The organism is Endozoicomonas sp. 2B-B (assembly GCF_053470045.1).
Map to the genome: position 1 here is coordinate 6,093,840 of NZ_JBLZMU010000001.1, position 15,268 is coordinate 6,109,107.

2 protein-coding genes are annotated in these 15,268 nt (G+C 50.1%); both read left to right on the forward strand.

The features are described 5' to 3' along the window. Positions 1-84: 84 nt before the first annotated feature. Positions 85-7,650, forward strand: a complete 7,566-nt coding sequence (locus tag ACOMHB_RS22480) for an AAA family ATPase (protein ID WP_448218285.1) — start codon at positions 85-87, stop codon at positions 7,648-7,650. Positions 7,651-7,789: 139 nt separating this feature from the next. Continuing rightward, positions 7,790-15,250: an AAA family ATPase gene (locus tag ACOMHB_RS22485; protein ID WP_448218286.1), complete on the forward strand. Its 7,461-nt coding sequence runs from the start codon at positions 7,790-7,792 to the stop codon at positions 15,248-15,250. Positions 15,251-15,268 lie beyond the last annotated feature (18 nt).

Below are 15,268 nucleotides of genomic sequence, written 5' to 3' on the forward strand. Positions count from 1 at the left end.
CAAATTGAACTTTCCCGGCCTCTGAAAGTCTAATCTTTAAAGGGTTTCAATTCAGTCCTTCAGATGGTTGTAGGGAGATTGACTATGGATGGTCAGATTGGTGGAGAAATTAACAAACCTGTTCCGGCTAGTGGCTTGCCAGCCAAGAGGTCAGGGCAGGATTCAGATTTACCATCAAACGTCAAAGCTGTCTGCTCTGGTCTCAATTACCAACTGAATCTATCGTCATCTCAGATTATGACACCTGACAGGGCGAGAACCGTATCCTCAACGGACTCCCTGCTCCAAAAAAAACCTCATGCCTTCGATTTCCGTTTTGTCGCCAGTGATGATGAAGTTCGACAGCTTTTGGCTGACCAGACCCGCGATAAAAATCGCGATGTCACGCTTATTTCCCATCCCGATGACCTCGCACAGGCTAATCTGGTGAGCCGTCTGAGCATTGCCGACAATGGTCTTCACACTTTGCGCTCAGGCAAGCTCTTTGAAGGTTCACAGCCATTGACCCTGGTGATAGATATCCGAAAACTCATCAATGAGGATCTGCCAAAATTTAACGATCTGCTGGACCCGGATAACCCCTGTCTATACGACAAGGTCAGCCAGAAGAAACGCCCTCTGGGAGAGCATGTCTCTCTGCTGGTTCTGGCAGCCCCTGAACAATTGACATCGGTTGGCCAGCATGGCGGCGCGCCTGCGGCCAGCGCACCGGCGGCCGACGCTCCGGGCGCTGATTTCTGGCGGCGAATTAACCGACCGGGCAATACCTGGCAGTTCGAGGCTGAGACTGGCAATGAACCATTGATGGACATTGACGGGGCTCCCCCGCTATTGCCTGAATTTCCCAGTGTCGAAAATGCTATGGACGACGACACTATCCTGGTTATTGACTGCCACTTGCACAACAACTGGCGACAGTTACTGCTGGGTGGTCCCGGTGTCGATCAACAGGGGCGAATCCAGCACATCCCTGGCAGGCTTGAACGATTGACGTCGGGACAGCGGGTGGTAATGAAAGGCGCCGACTGGCAGGACCTGACCTTTGAACAGACCATTCGACAGATGCTGGCGCAACAGTGCTTTGAGAGCAATGGGGAAGTCTGTCCATTACCCGACGATGTTCAGTTTTATCAGATGCCGGTGGGGAAGGACGAGCTTCATTCGCTGTTCCAAAGCCAGTCTAAAGAGCACGCCGCAGAACACCCGATCATCATTAACCAGGGGAATATCACAGAATGGCTGAGCCCTATTGCCATTACGCCTGAAGGCTATGCAACCCCTAACACCTGTCTGTTGGAACAGGTCAGGGCGGGGGGTGTCGTCACCGTAACGTCTCCACTCACTGAAGCTCTCTGGTTTCGTTTGCTGGGTTCATTGCAAACCCTTCGCGAGACCACCGGCCTGGAGCCCCGACTTCAGGTGACTCATACAAGACAGCAGCCAAAAGCCCTGGGATTGGCAGAAGACGATGGGCGCTTTCTCTCCAGCCCACATAGTAAAGTCACAGGTCACGCCACTTTTAATACCATCACTTATCAGCAACATGCCCAGGCCAGTCATTGGATTAATCATCAGCCGCAAACCCCTCTGGTCATTCAGGTTAATGAACAGACTGGCTTCACTCAGCTCTTTGATAACATCCATATTACCTCGGAACAAAAGGCACATTTCGGACGATCTCAGAGTGATTTGCAGGCGGCATTAACCGCTGGCAAACCGGTGGTATTCAGGGGGCTGGAAAGTAATCCAAGGCTTCAGCAGCTTCTGGAACCCCTGGTTATTGGGCAACCTCTGTTGGTGAATGGCCAGTTGCAGGCCTACCCACAAGCCCATGTCACAATACTCTGGCCTGAGTCTGTGAAAAGCACCTCTTCAGTATTTAATTCGATGGTTGCCACGGGTAGCCGGTGTCCCGAGATTGATCTCTGGGATATCAATACCCTCAGGCATAAAATCTCCCGGGCAGAGCTGCCAGAACAAGCACTTCACTCACTTTATGAAGCCTTTAAAACCGTACCCGGTGGCCTTTGTAATGTTCTGCCTGAATTGACCGAAGGGTTGTTGAATAATCTGATACTGGCTGCCCGGAGGGCACAGCAATTTGACCACTCCCCTCAGCTCCTGCCATGCCACTGGCGCAAGGCCATCAATAGCGTCATCACCCATGGCACCCGACAACATCCATCCGTCCATGATTTTATGAAAGTGGCCTGTTTGCAGTTACTGCCGGATGAAGATCAAGCCGCCTCCGTAAACCCGGATCAGTTAGCTGCCATCATCAGTAGCACCCCGCGACTGGATAGAAACTTTGTCAAGCGAAACCTGTGGCAATTGGCCCGAGCCTTTGAGCCGACAGTATTTATAGGTACCGAATTACAACTGTCCTATGAAAGTCCATTTCCAGAGTGGGGTAAGAAAGAAGTTATGGACAGGCTCTGTGCCATGATCCTGGCCCACGCACCTGAAAAACAACGAGATGCTATAGCCTATCAGTTGGCAGTTGATCCGGCGGCAACAAAGCCCTGGCAATGCTTAGCCATCGAGCCAACAAGACAGATTAAACGTTTGCAAGATGCACTGGCTTCTGGCTGGCAGTTACCTTTGCACCCAGGGCAGACCCGATCCGATGCCATCCACGGTCTGGCCAGCGATTGTTTTCATAGGGCCAGAACAGCGAGTTCTGAGGCAGACGGCATTGAACGCATAGAAAATCGACTGTCAGAATCACTGAAATGGCAGGGTTCCGCTGATGAGCCCCTGTCTGCACTGGCCCGGGATCTTTATCATGGCGTGACCAATCAGAAGGATCGTGAAAGTCGTCGATTATCTCGGCTCCATGACCGGCTTAAAGACTCCCCCGTTATATTCCTCGAGGGAGAAACCGGCACTGGTAAAAGCTACTTTTCCGCCAAAATGGCAAAGGCTTCAGGACAGGCTTCGGTCATTTCTCTTGGACCTTCTGACAGCGAACAAACCCTGATGAAACGCTGGCAGTGGCAAAAGCACGCCGATGGCGACCGCTCTATGGCGCAGCAAAACCGGGCATTGATGAAATGGGCCAATACCGAATCCAACAAAGACGGAGAATACATCACCCTGGTGCTGGATGAGGCTAACCTGACCCAAGCCGGATTGCTGGCGTCATTGAACGGCCTGTGGGAACCGCAACCCTGCATCTATGTGAATGGTCATCCTGTCAAGGTCAGCGAAAAACACCGGGTAATTCTCACCGGCAACCCCGATCATTACGCCGGGCGCCAAATGGATCCGACCCTGAAAGAGAAACTGCCCAGAGCTTATTACCCGCGTTTGGATCAGGCTTTCCTTCGGGACAGAGTAGTGGAACCGGCTTTGCTCAATCAGTTACAACGGCATCAAATAAACGACATTGCACACATTGCCAGCAAGAGTGTGATGGCACTGTGGCAATATTATCAGGAGCTGTTGCCCGAGCATGAGTTTACTCCCAGGGATTTAACAGATATCTGCAGCTGGGTGGGTTGGTATCTGGATCGTGCGTTATCCAAAGGCGACAGTGCCAACTGTAAGCAAGTGAACAGTTTGATCCAGCAAAGTTTCCGGGATGTGTTGGGTCCCGAAATCAGCGAGACTCAACAGGATGACCTTTCGGCACTGGAAATCTGGTTTGCTGCCCGTTACGAACTGGACAACACCCTGCGAGACAGAGTTCATAACCACACCCTGCCAGATATTCTGCAGGACTTCAGAACACTGACCAAAGAAATCCGACCTGAGTTTGATACCTCCGGATCGGCAGTCATTGATCTGGCGCAAGGGCTGGGACAGGATTTAAGCCGCTGTCAGCAGGCTTATCATCACGACAGAAAACACGGCGGTCGTCAGGCAACACTGATTGAAGGCCCGGCCGGACGGGGTAAAGATGCCACGTTGAACCTGTTGATTGAAAGTGTCAGACAGCAGGCTCTACAACGGGGAGAGTCCATGCCAGAAGTTTTTCTCCTGAATGCCTGTGATTGTTCCTGGGACCAAGTGTGTGAAAAGATCCAGAAAGCAAAAGTCGATGGCGGCATCGTGGTGATTTCGGAAATGAATCTGATCGACAGCCAGCATCTGGAAGGCGAGTTAAACGATATTCTGGCCGGTGACGCCCATCCGGGCTTCCACCTGTTTGCCACCATTAACCCGCCTGAGTACAGCGGGCGAAAACCCTTATCACCGGCACTGAAAGGGCGTTTTCGACATTTGCCGATCCGGCAGTACAGCCCGACCGAATTGCAGGCCATTGCCGGGAAAGTCTTGCCAGAGAATGAGCAGGGAAAAATCACGGCTAAACGGCTGACTGAAAAACATTGTCGTTTAAGGGCCTGCCTGCAACGCAAAGACCTGCCATTACAGCCCACCAGTCGCGATTTACAGAATGTCGCCATGGCTGTCAAAAGAAGAGGCGATTTTAGCGAAAAAGCACTTCATCAATGCTTCAATCAGCACTACCGGCTCTACCTGATGGCCGCCAACCTGTCGCTGGAGGAACTGCCGGAGTCATCGACTCTTGCCATGGGCAAAGGAGCGCTTGCTTCTGATCTGAGCCATTGGCTCTATCAAAAGGTACCGAACATTGATCGTCCGTGGTTGATACGACAGAGTGATCGCAACAGTATTGATGAAAAAGGCCACGAAATTCTTGTTGAGGCTGGTCTGGATAAAAAGCAAGCCAGGACTGAAATCATCAAGAGGGTGGCTCAGGCGAGGTGGCAGGCATCCGGTTTTTCACTGGCGCCGGATCAGTATAACGATATCCTCACCCGGGCACTGTACCGATACTGGCAGCATCGCTGGTTTCATCGTGAGTTCGGCCTGACGGGCGAGGACGCCAATTGCTTATTTCCCCTGACCAAAGAAGAGAAACAAACGCTGAAAATGTCGACCTCCCAGCCTTTTCTCCGGGAGGCTGATAAGTTGATTGGTGCATGGAAAGCCGACGCAGTTCAATGGTGGCCTGCCTTTTGGCATCAGATAAGTAACCTGCCGAACCATTGGCTTGACGATTACATGGATGAAAAGTTAGCGACTGGCTCTGGTAATGCGCCTGATAAACACCGTCTAAACGCTCCCTCGAAAAAAGATAAGGTACTGGACCGGAGAACAAACTATGAGTGCCTGAGAGTGCCACTATTATACGATTTACCCGTTTTTAAAACGCAGAGACCCACTTCCCGTATGTATCGTTGGGAGGCAAAGGATATTTGTGTGACTGTCAGGGGCGATATCATACTGACTGATCTTAATGATCCACGCATTCAAGGTTTCGTAACCCTCATGCCGGCCCGGTTACCGGGGCCTGATCAGGAAGTGATATTAACCAGCAAGCAAACGCTGGCGTCCTTTAAGTGGACATCGAAGAAAGGTCAATTTGTGTTACCCAGCCTGACGCCTGACGACTATATCGTGGCCCTGCGTATAGAACCCAATTTGCCATTTAAACTGGTCAGGCATCGGTATACCGGGCTTCACACACTGATTATTCCAGAAGCCAACACCGAACAGACTATTCAATTTACTTATGTCGTAGAGCCCAAAAAACCGGACGACAGTGTTTCGGCTGAAGAAGCCCGGCCAAAACAATCAATGCGTTTTGACACCCACTGTTCAGAAGGTATTAAAACCGTACTGGACGAACTGTTTTCGCCCGTAAAAGAGTCGCCCGTAAAAGAGCACCCGGCCAAACTACAGATGAGTTTGCAGAAAATAAAAAACGCCAGACACATCCGGCAACGAATTGAGGCGATCACGGAGTATTGCCGACAGTTTTCGGGTAAGACTGAACCGAAGCCGGAAGAAAATTTCTTTAGATTCCTCGTCACTCAGCAGCAGGGTAGCTGCCGTCATCGCGCGCCTGTTTTTATTGCTTTTTGTCGTTATTTCGGGATTCCCAGTCGGCAAATTCATAGCCCTACCCACGCGTTTCCCGAGTATTCACTGGATAGAGGTCAAACCTGGGAATCGGTGGATTTGGGCGGAGGGCCCGCACAGGTAAGAGAAATCAAATCTGAATTCCAGCCCACCAGGCAGCTCAGTAGTTCCGGCAGTGAGTCAAAGAGGTTTAAGGATCTTCTGAAAGGGGCCGATTCAGCGCAACAAGAAGCTCTGGCACAAGCCATTGACAAGAATCTTGAGAGACAGAACAAAGCCCTTGAAAGAGGTAGTGCCTCGTCAAATCCATTTAAAGTCACCTCCAAAATGGTGAGGGAACTTTGGAAGAGAAAAGATTTGACCGGATTTTCCATGGGCGTCTCAATTTTACTGGATATAAAAGCATTGAACAATTACGAGCTGGCATTGGTTGGTGCTGTGCATATAAAACACGGGGCGAGTACCTATAAACCCATGGTGGAGGCAGTAGCAAAAATATTGTCCGACAGTGATGAGGACCAGGTCACTGAACAACTCAAGTTACTCCATTCAAAAGTGATTGTTCAGGCCGGAGAGAGACCTCAGCAGTGGATGAGTTCCATGGTGGATATACTGAACGGCAGTGACTTAACCAGGCCTTCGGTTATTCAATTTGCCCTCGCAGCCCTGGAATCAGGTTGGCTGGATCCACTGCCGAAATACGACCGCGATATTAACGGGGTCCGTGAACAGCATGAGCTATTGTTACGCCTTGAAGGCGTTGATGAATTAAAAGTTAAAGCCACCCATTGCCTGAAAAATTTATACAAGCAGTTGTTTTCCAGAGAAAAAAACAGTCAGGAATGGCGGCTGAGCTATGAAGACTCCCAAACGAAAGAAGATGCCTGCCTGGTGACCCATTGTCATGGTGGCTTTTCGTCATACCTGGAAGAGCTGATTGTCCGTAAAGCTTTACAAGACGCCTGGACGGACGAACCTGAAGGCATTCCGAATATAGAGCGGTTGCTGATACACCATCCCGCGTTTGTGCGACTAAACTCTGGCAGGACGCTCCACCGACCAGTGGTTATCCTGGGGCAACCTCGCTGGCACAGCGAAGCAATGACTGAAAAAACCGAAGCTCTGCTTCAACTAAAAGTTGAGAGCAGCCCGGAATTGAAGCGGTCGTTTGAAAAAGTCAAACAGTACAGGGAGATTGATAATGAATACGACAAAGCTCTGGATGACCTGGATAATTGGTACAGTGATCATTCAAGCCATGAACAATCAATGCTTCCTGATCAGCAATGCCAGACTCGAAAAGAACAATATGAGAAACAAAAACTTGCTGTCAAAAGTCATTACAAACCCCTTCTGGATTCCATTGGGCTGCAACACCGGGAAAAAGAGCTTGTACGTGATCTAAAAATCAAATGCAGGCAAGCGATTGGGCAGGCCTTCAGTCATTACCTGTATGGTTTGACGCACTCGAAAGGCGGTTCCTTGACCTATTGTTGGGCCGAAGCAATTATCAACGACTACATACTTAGAATAAAATGGTATGGCACTCATGATCCATCCTCACCGGAAGAGCTGTATGCCATGATGCAATTAATTGAATCTTACGAGTTTCCGTCATCTGCCAAGGATGCCTATTTAAAACAGGCACTCAACATCAGTAACGCTCTGATACTCAGGTCCGATGATCTGACCAAAATTAACGAAGAGTTTTTGAACAGCGTGAGTTTGAATTCGATTTATGAGTCATTGGATAACTGATAATCCTGATTGATGCCATTGCCCTGCGGCTAACTAACCCAATGGAACTTTCCTCCCGCCTGAAGGTCACATAAGTACTCAACCATACGAAATCAAACCATTTCAATGCAGTCCTTCAAATAACAGAGCGAGATTTACCGTGGATGGCCAGATTGGCTGGAGAAATAAACAACCCTTACCTGATTGCAGCGTGCCAGACAAGAGAGCAAAGCTGGATGCACCGCCAAGGATTGCAGAGGTCTGCTCAGATGTAACTCCCAGACTCAATAAATCATCAGCTCCGGGGATCTCGCCTCACCAGACGAGAAGGGTATCCTCAGCGGATTCCCCGCTCCAAAAGACCACTCATGCCTTCGATTTTCGTTTTGTCGCCAGTGATGATGAAGTTCGACAGCTTTTAGTGGCCCAAACCTGCGATGAACAACGGGATGTTATCCTTATTTCCCGCCCCGATGACCTCTCACAGGCCAATCTGGTGAGACGGTTGAGTATTTCTGTCGATGGCCGCCACACTCTGGGTTCTGGCAAGCTGTTCGAAAGTCCACAGCCACTGACTCTGGTGCTGGATATCCGAAAACTCAGCAGCGAAGATTTGCCAAAATTTAACGATCTGCTGGACCCGGATACCCCCTGTCTGTACGACAAAGTCAGCCAAAATAAACGCCCTCTGGGCGAACATGTTTCTCTATTGGTCGTGGCAGATCCTGAACAGTTGGCATCGGTTGGCCAGCGTGACGATGCACCGGGGGCTGATTTCTGGCGGCGAATTAATCGACCGGAAAATAGCTGGCACTTCCGGGCCCAGACTGGTAATGACCCATCGATGGACATTGATGAGATTCCTCCGTTATTGGTTGAACTCCCCTCTGCCGAAAGCGTCATGGACGACGACGTTACCGTTCTTATTAACTGCCACTTGCACAACGACTGGCGACAGTTGTTGTTGGGCGGCCCCGGTGTGGATCAGCAGGGACGAATTCAGCATCTCCCCGGCAGGCTTGAGTTATTGAGGGCCGGACAAAGGGTGATTCTGAAAGGGGCTAACTGGCAGGATCTGGCCTTTGAGCAGACGATTCGACAGATGCTGGCGCAACAGTGTTTTGAGAGCAATGGGAAGGTCTGTCAGTTACCGGACGAGGTTCAGTTTTATCAGATGCCGGTGGCTGAGGATGAGCTTTATTCACTGTTTCAGAGCCTGTCTCAAGAGCACGCACCAGGAAACCCGGTCATCATTAACCAGAGTAATATCACAGAATGGCTGAACCCGATTGCCATTGCTCCGGAAGGCTACGCAGTCCCTAACACCTGTCTGTTGGAGCAGGTTCGAGCAGGTGGTACGGTCACCGTCACGTCTCCCCTCACTGAGGCGGCCTGGTTTCGTTTGCTGGGTTCATTGCAGACTATTCGAGAGACAACGGGCCTGGAGCCGCGACTTCTGGTAGCCCATTCAAGACAGCAGCCGAAAGCTCTGGGATTAGAAGAAAGCGATGAACAGTCTCTGCCCAACCCGCAGGAAAAAATCAGAGATCAGGCCACCTTTAGTGCCGTCACTTATCAGCAAGACGTCCAGGCAAGTCGTTGGATAAATAAATACCAGCCTGCACCTCTGGTCATTCAGGTCAATGAACAGACCGGCTTCAACCAGCTATTTGATAATATCCATATCACTTCGGAACAAAAGGCCCTTTTTGAACGAGATCAGAGTGAGTTGCAAAAGGCATTAACCGCTGGCAAGCAGGTTGTATTTCGGGGGCTCGAATCTAATCCAACACTTCAACAACTCCTTGAACCCCTGGTTGTTGGCCAACCTCTGCTGGTGAATGGCCAGTTACAGGCCTACCCACAAGCTCATATCACAATACTCTGGCCTCAATCTGCGAAAAGCCAATCTGCAGTATTTAATTCGATGCTTGCCATGGGAAAACCCTGCCCTGAGGTCAATATCTGGGATATCAATGCCCTCAAGCATGATATCTCCCGGACTGAGCTGCCAGAACGAGCCCTCAACTTGCTTTACGAAGCGTTTAAAACCGTACCTGCCAACTGTTGTAACCCTCTGCCTGAAATGTCCGCAGGCTTGTTGAATAACCTGACACTGGCTGCCCTGCGAGCACAGCAGGTTGACCGCTCACTTCAGCTCCTGCCCTGCCACTGGCGCAAGGCCGTCGATAGTGTCATCACCCATGGCCTGCGACAGAGTCCGTCGGTGCGTAATTTTATGAAAGTAGCTTGTTGGATGTTGCTGCCAGACGCCCCCGGGAAGCGGGATGAGGATCAAACTGCCTCGGTCGATCCGGATCAGTTAAATGAGATCATCAATAGTGCCCCACGGTTAGACAGAGAGTTTGTGAAGCAGAACCTGTGGCCGCTGATCAGAGCAGCCTCTGACCCTGGAGTCTTAAAGCAATTGCAACTGTCCTATTGCGATCCATTCCCAGAGCAGAGAAAAGAAGACGCTTTGGACAGACTCTGTGCCCTGATCGTGAGCCATACCCCTGAAAAACATCGACAGGCAATGGCCTGTCAGTTGGCAGTCGATCCGCAGGCAGCAGAACACTATCAAACCTTAGCCTTAAGGCCATCAAGACAGATTAAACGTTTACAGGATGCACTGGCCTCCGGCTGGCAGTTACCTCTGCCCTCAGGGCAGACCCGATCCGAAGCCATTAAATCTCTGGCTGCTGATTGTTTTCAGATGGCCAGAACCGCGAATTCTGAAACAAAAGGCATTGAACGTATAAAACATCGACTGTCTGAATCACTGGCATGGCAGGGCTCGACTTATGAGCCCTGGTCAGCACTGGCCCGGGATCTTTATCACGGTGAGACGAGTCAGAAGGATCGTGAAAGCCGTCGTTTATCCCGACTCCATGACCGGCTTACAGACTCTCCTGTTATATTCCTGCAGGGGGAAACCGGCACCGGGAAAAGTTACTTTTCAGCGAAAATAGCAAAAGCTTCAGGATCGGCTGTGGTGCTGTCCCTTGGACCTTCTGACAGCGAGCAGACCCTGATGAAACGCTGGCAGTGGCAGCAACACGCTGATGGCGACCGCTCTATGGCACAGCAAAACCGGGCGCTGATGGAATGGGCCAAGACCTCACACCCCAGAGATGGAGGCTATGTTGAAGGAAAATATATCACTCTGGTTCTGGATGAAGCCAACCTGGCCAAAACCGGATTGCTGGCGTCATTGAACGGCTTATGGGAACCGGAACCCTGCATTTATGTGAATGGTCATCCTGTCCCGGTCAGCACAGAACACCGGGTGATTCTCACCGGTAACCCCATTCATTACGGCGGACGCCAGTTGGATTCTGCCCTGAAAGAGAAACTGCCCAGGGCTTACTATCCTCGTCTGGACCAGGCTTTTCTTCGGGACAGAGTGGTGGAGCCGGCTCTGCTCAATCATTTACAACGGCATCTGCCGGAGTCTCGGCAAATAGACGACATGGCACGCATTGCCACCGAGAGCGTCATGCTACTCTGGCAGTATTATCAGGAACTGTTGCCAGAACATGAGTTTACCCCCAGGGATCTGACGGATATCTGCAGCTGGGTAGGTTGGTATCTTGATCGTTCGTTATCCACAGGTGACAGGGTTAACTGCAAGCAAGTACAAGGTTTAATCCAACAAGGTTTTCGGGATGTGCTGGTGCCCGAAATCACCGAAACTCATCGGGATGCCCTGTCAGCACTGGAAATCTGGTTTGCTGCCCGTTACCAACCGGAGAATACCCTGAGTGACAGAGTTCGCAACAAGACCCTGTCAGATATTCAGCAGACTTTCAGTACAGTCACCCAAAAAATCCGACCTGAGTTTGACACCTCCGGAACAGCAGTCATTGAACTGGTGCAACAACTTGGACAGGATTTAAGCCGCTGTCAGCAGGCTTATCACCTCGACAGGAAACACGGCGGACGACAGGCGACGCTGATCGAAGGTCCAGCCGGACGGGGTAAGGATGCCACGCTAAACCTGGTGATTGAAAGTGTCAGAAAGGAGGCTAAGCGACGGGGAGAATCCATGCCGGAAGTCTTTTACCTGAATGCCTGTGATTGTTCCTGGGACAGAGTGTGTGAAGCGATCCAGAAAGCAAAAGTGGAAGGCGGCATCGTGGTGATTTCGGAAATGAATCTGATCGACAGCCAGCATCTGGAAGGTGAGTTAAACGATATTCTGGCCGGTGACGCCCACCCGGGCTTCCACCTCTTTGCCACCATCAACCCGCCAGAGTACAGCGGACGAAAACCCTTATCACCGGCGCTGAAAGGGCGCTTCAGACATTTGCCCATCCGGCAGTACAACCTGGCAGAATTACAGACCATTGCCGGGAAAGTGTTGCCAGAGTCCTTAGAAGGGACATTCGCCGCCAAAAAGCTAACAGAAAAACATTGTCTTTTAAGGGCTCACCTGCAACGCAAAAAGCTGCCGTTGCAGCCAACCAGTCGTGATTTACAGAACGTCACCAGGGCTGTTATCAGGACATGGGATTTTACCGAAAACGGACTGAATCAATGCTTCCAGCGGTACTACCGGCTTTACCTGATGGCAGCCAGGCTGACGCTGGAAGAACTGCCCGGGTCATCAGCTATTGCCGTAACTAACGAAGCACTTGATACCAGGCTTTGCGAATGGTTTAACCAAAAGGTACCAGGCATTGATCGACCCTGGTTGATACGACGCAGTGATTGCCAGAGTATGGATGAAAAACGCCATGAAATTCGTATTAAAACTGATCTGAATAGAGAGGAAGCCAGAACGGAAATCATCAGGATGCTGGCACGTACCCGCTGGCAGGCATCGGGTCTTTCAGTGAAACCGGATAAGTCCGACGATATTCTCACCCAGACACTTTACCGACACTGGCAGCGACGCTGGTTTGATTGTGAGTATGGCCAGTTGGGCGTGGACGCTGATAGCGTATTTCCCCTGACGGATGCACAGAAACAAACATTGAAAACGTCAACCAACCAGCCTTATCTCGAGGCGGCTGACCAGCAGATAAGGGCGTGGAAAGCCAGTGAAGTTCAATTTTGGCCTGGGTTCTGGCATCAGATCAGTGATCTGCTGAGCCATTGTGCGCACGATTATACTCACCAGGATATAGTGATCGACAGTGACAAGGCTCCTGAGGAATGCCTTTCAGAAGTTCGCAGGAAACAGGCCAATACCCTGGACCGGGGCACGGAATATCAGCGCCAGAAGAAGAGAGTATTCGACAATTATAAAATTTTTGACACGAACTACCCTTTCAATATGTATCGCTTGCGAGCGAGAGATATTAATGTATCTGCCAAGGGTGAGGTCGAGCTGACTGATATGGGTGATCAACACCTGCAGGGGATCGAAATCCTTATACCCGAAGAGTTACCGGGGCGTAACCAGGAACTGACGTTAGCCAAAAACCAGACACTGGCAAACTACAAAGCGTCATCAAACAATGGTCAATATGCATTGCCCAGTCTGACGCCTGAAGACTATATCGTGGCCCTGCGTATAGAACCCGTTTTGCCATGTACCCTGCTCAGGGATCGATATACCGGGCTGCACACACTGTCTGTTCCCGAAGCCAAAGCCGGTCAGATTATTCAATTTACTTATGTCGTGGAACCCAGAGCGCCGAGCAAAAAAACACTGGCTAAAAAAGTCCAGCCAGCACAATCAATACGTTTTGACGCCCGCTGTTCCAAAGGTATAGAAACAGTATTGAACAAACTGTTTGCTGAGGTTGAACAACAACTGCCTGAAATAAAGGTGCCTTTGCAGGCAATAATGAACGCAAAAAACACGACGCAACGCATCAGGGCGATCAAGGACTATTGCCTGAAGTTTTCCGGAGGTGCTGAACCAGCAGGGCATCATCTGAATTTCTTTCACTTCCTCGTAACACAGCGACAAGGCAGTTGTCGTCATCGGACGCCTGTTTTTATTGCTTTTTGTCGCTATTTTGGGATTCCATGTCGGGAAATGATCAACCATATCCACGCCTTTGCAGAGTATTCTGTGGATAGAGGTCAAACCTGGGAGTCAGTGGATTTAGGCGGGGCGCCTGGTGAGCTAAAAAAAATCCCATCCAACTTCCAGCGCACCAATAAAGTCAGTAGTGAGTCAAAGAAGGCGAGGGATCTCTTGCGGGGTCTTCTGGTGGGTGCTGATTCAGCACAACAACAAACTCTGGCTAAAACCTATGGTATGAGCCTTGAGGAACTTAACAGGATCATTGAGACAGGCGGTACATTACCAGGAAAAAACCCGGGTATCCGCGAAACGGTATTGAAGCTTTGGAAAGGAAAAGATTTAACCGGTTTCTCCATGGGTGTCTCAATGATAGAGTCGCTGGATACAGAAGCATTGGGCTATTTCGAGCAGCAACTGGTCGGTAAGTTTATTACTTGCGACTGGAGTTTCTGGCCGATGTCGGCGGTTGTCATAAACATATTATCTGACGGTGATGAAGTCCGGGTCATCGAACAACTGCAATCATTGCACTCAAAAATGATTGTTGAGGCTAAAGCACGCCCCCTCGAGTGGTTGGGTTCAATGGTGAATATACTTGAGCACAGTGACCTGGCCAACCCCTCGGTTATTCGCTTTGCCCTTAAAATTCTGAAATTGGGTTGGCTGAATCCACTGCCACGGTATATGGACGAAATTATTGCGCCCCTTCAACATCACGAGCTGTTGATGCGTCTGAAAGGTATCGAAGAACTCAAGGTTGAAGCGACGAATTGCCTGAAAGAGTGGTATCAGTCTGTTCTGAAAAGGGGAAAACAAAGCCTGAACTGGTGGTCCATTTATGAATACTTTCTGAGGAGAAAAGGCAATGACATGTTCGTCAGTCATTGTCACGAAGGGGCTTCGCCATCCCTTAATGATAAAATTGCCAATCCATCTTTAGATACCGCCTGGACGGATGACCCTGAGGGTGTTCCGAATATAAAACGAATGCTGGTGAACCAGCCCGCATTTGTGCAGTTGCACTCGGTCAGAGCCAGACACCGTCCGCTGATTATCCTGGGCGACCCTTTCCTGAGCAGCACATTAATTGATAAAAAAGCCCGGGAGCTGTTGCAACTGAAAGCTAAGACAAACCCCGATTTAAAGCTGTTATTGGAAAAAGTCAAACAAGATAATGGGGTCTCAAACCGAGGCTACATGATTGGTATTTACAATCGCTACAGACCCATTCCTGAGTCTGGTGACATTTCACAGAAGGACGCAGAGTTTGCCAGTGATTTAGAAAACAAATGCAAACAAGCGATTCTTCAGGCCTTTTGTCATTACCTGTATGAATTGACACACTCGAAGGGTGGTCGTTTAACCTATTGTTGGGGCGATGCTCTTATCCGGTTTGTGAGCAATCGGAACTACTATGGCGCCCATGACCCATCTTCCCCGCAAGAGCTGTATGCCATGTTCTCTGAAATTGATCGATCCGAGTGGTTTGAGAAATCGGTTGATGATACCTACTTACGACAGACGCTGGGCGACAGTAACGCCCTGGTGCTCAGATCCGCAGAGCTGATAAAAATTACCGAAGAATTTTTGAACAGTGTGAATTTGAATTCGCTTTGTGAGTCACTGAATACTTGTTAAAGGTTTGATCATGATGAG

Excerpts from the sequence above, each read along its gene's own strand:
- ACOMHB_RS22480 (WP_448218285.1), top strand. The coding sequence starts at position 85 with ATGGATGGTCAGATTGGTGGAGAAATTAACAAACCTGTTCCGGCTAGT.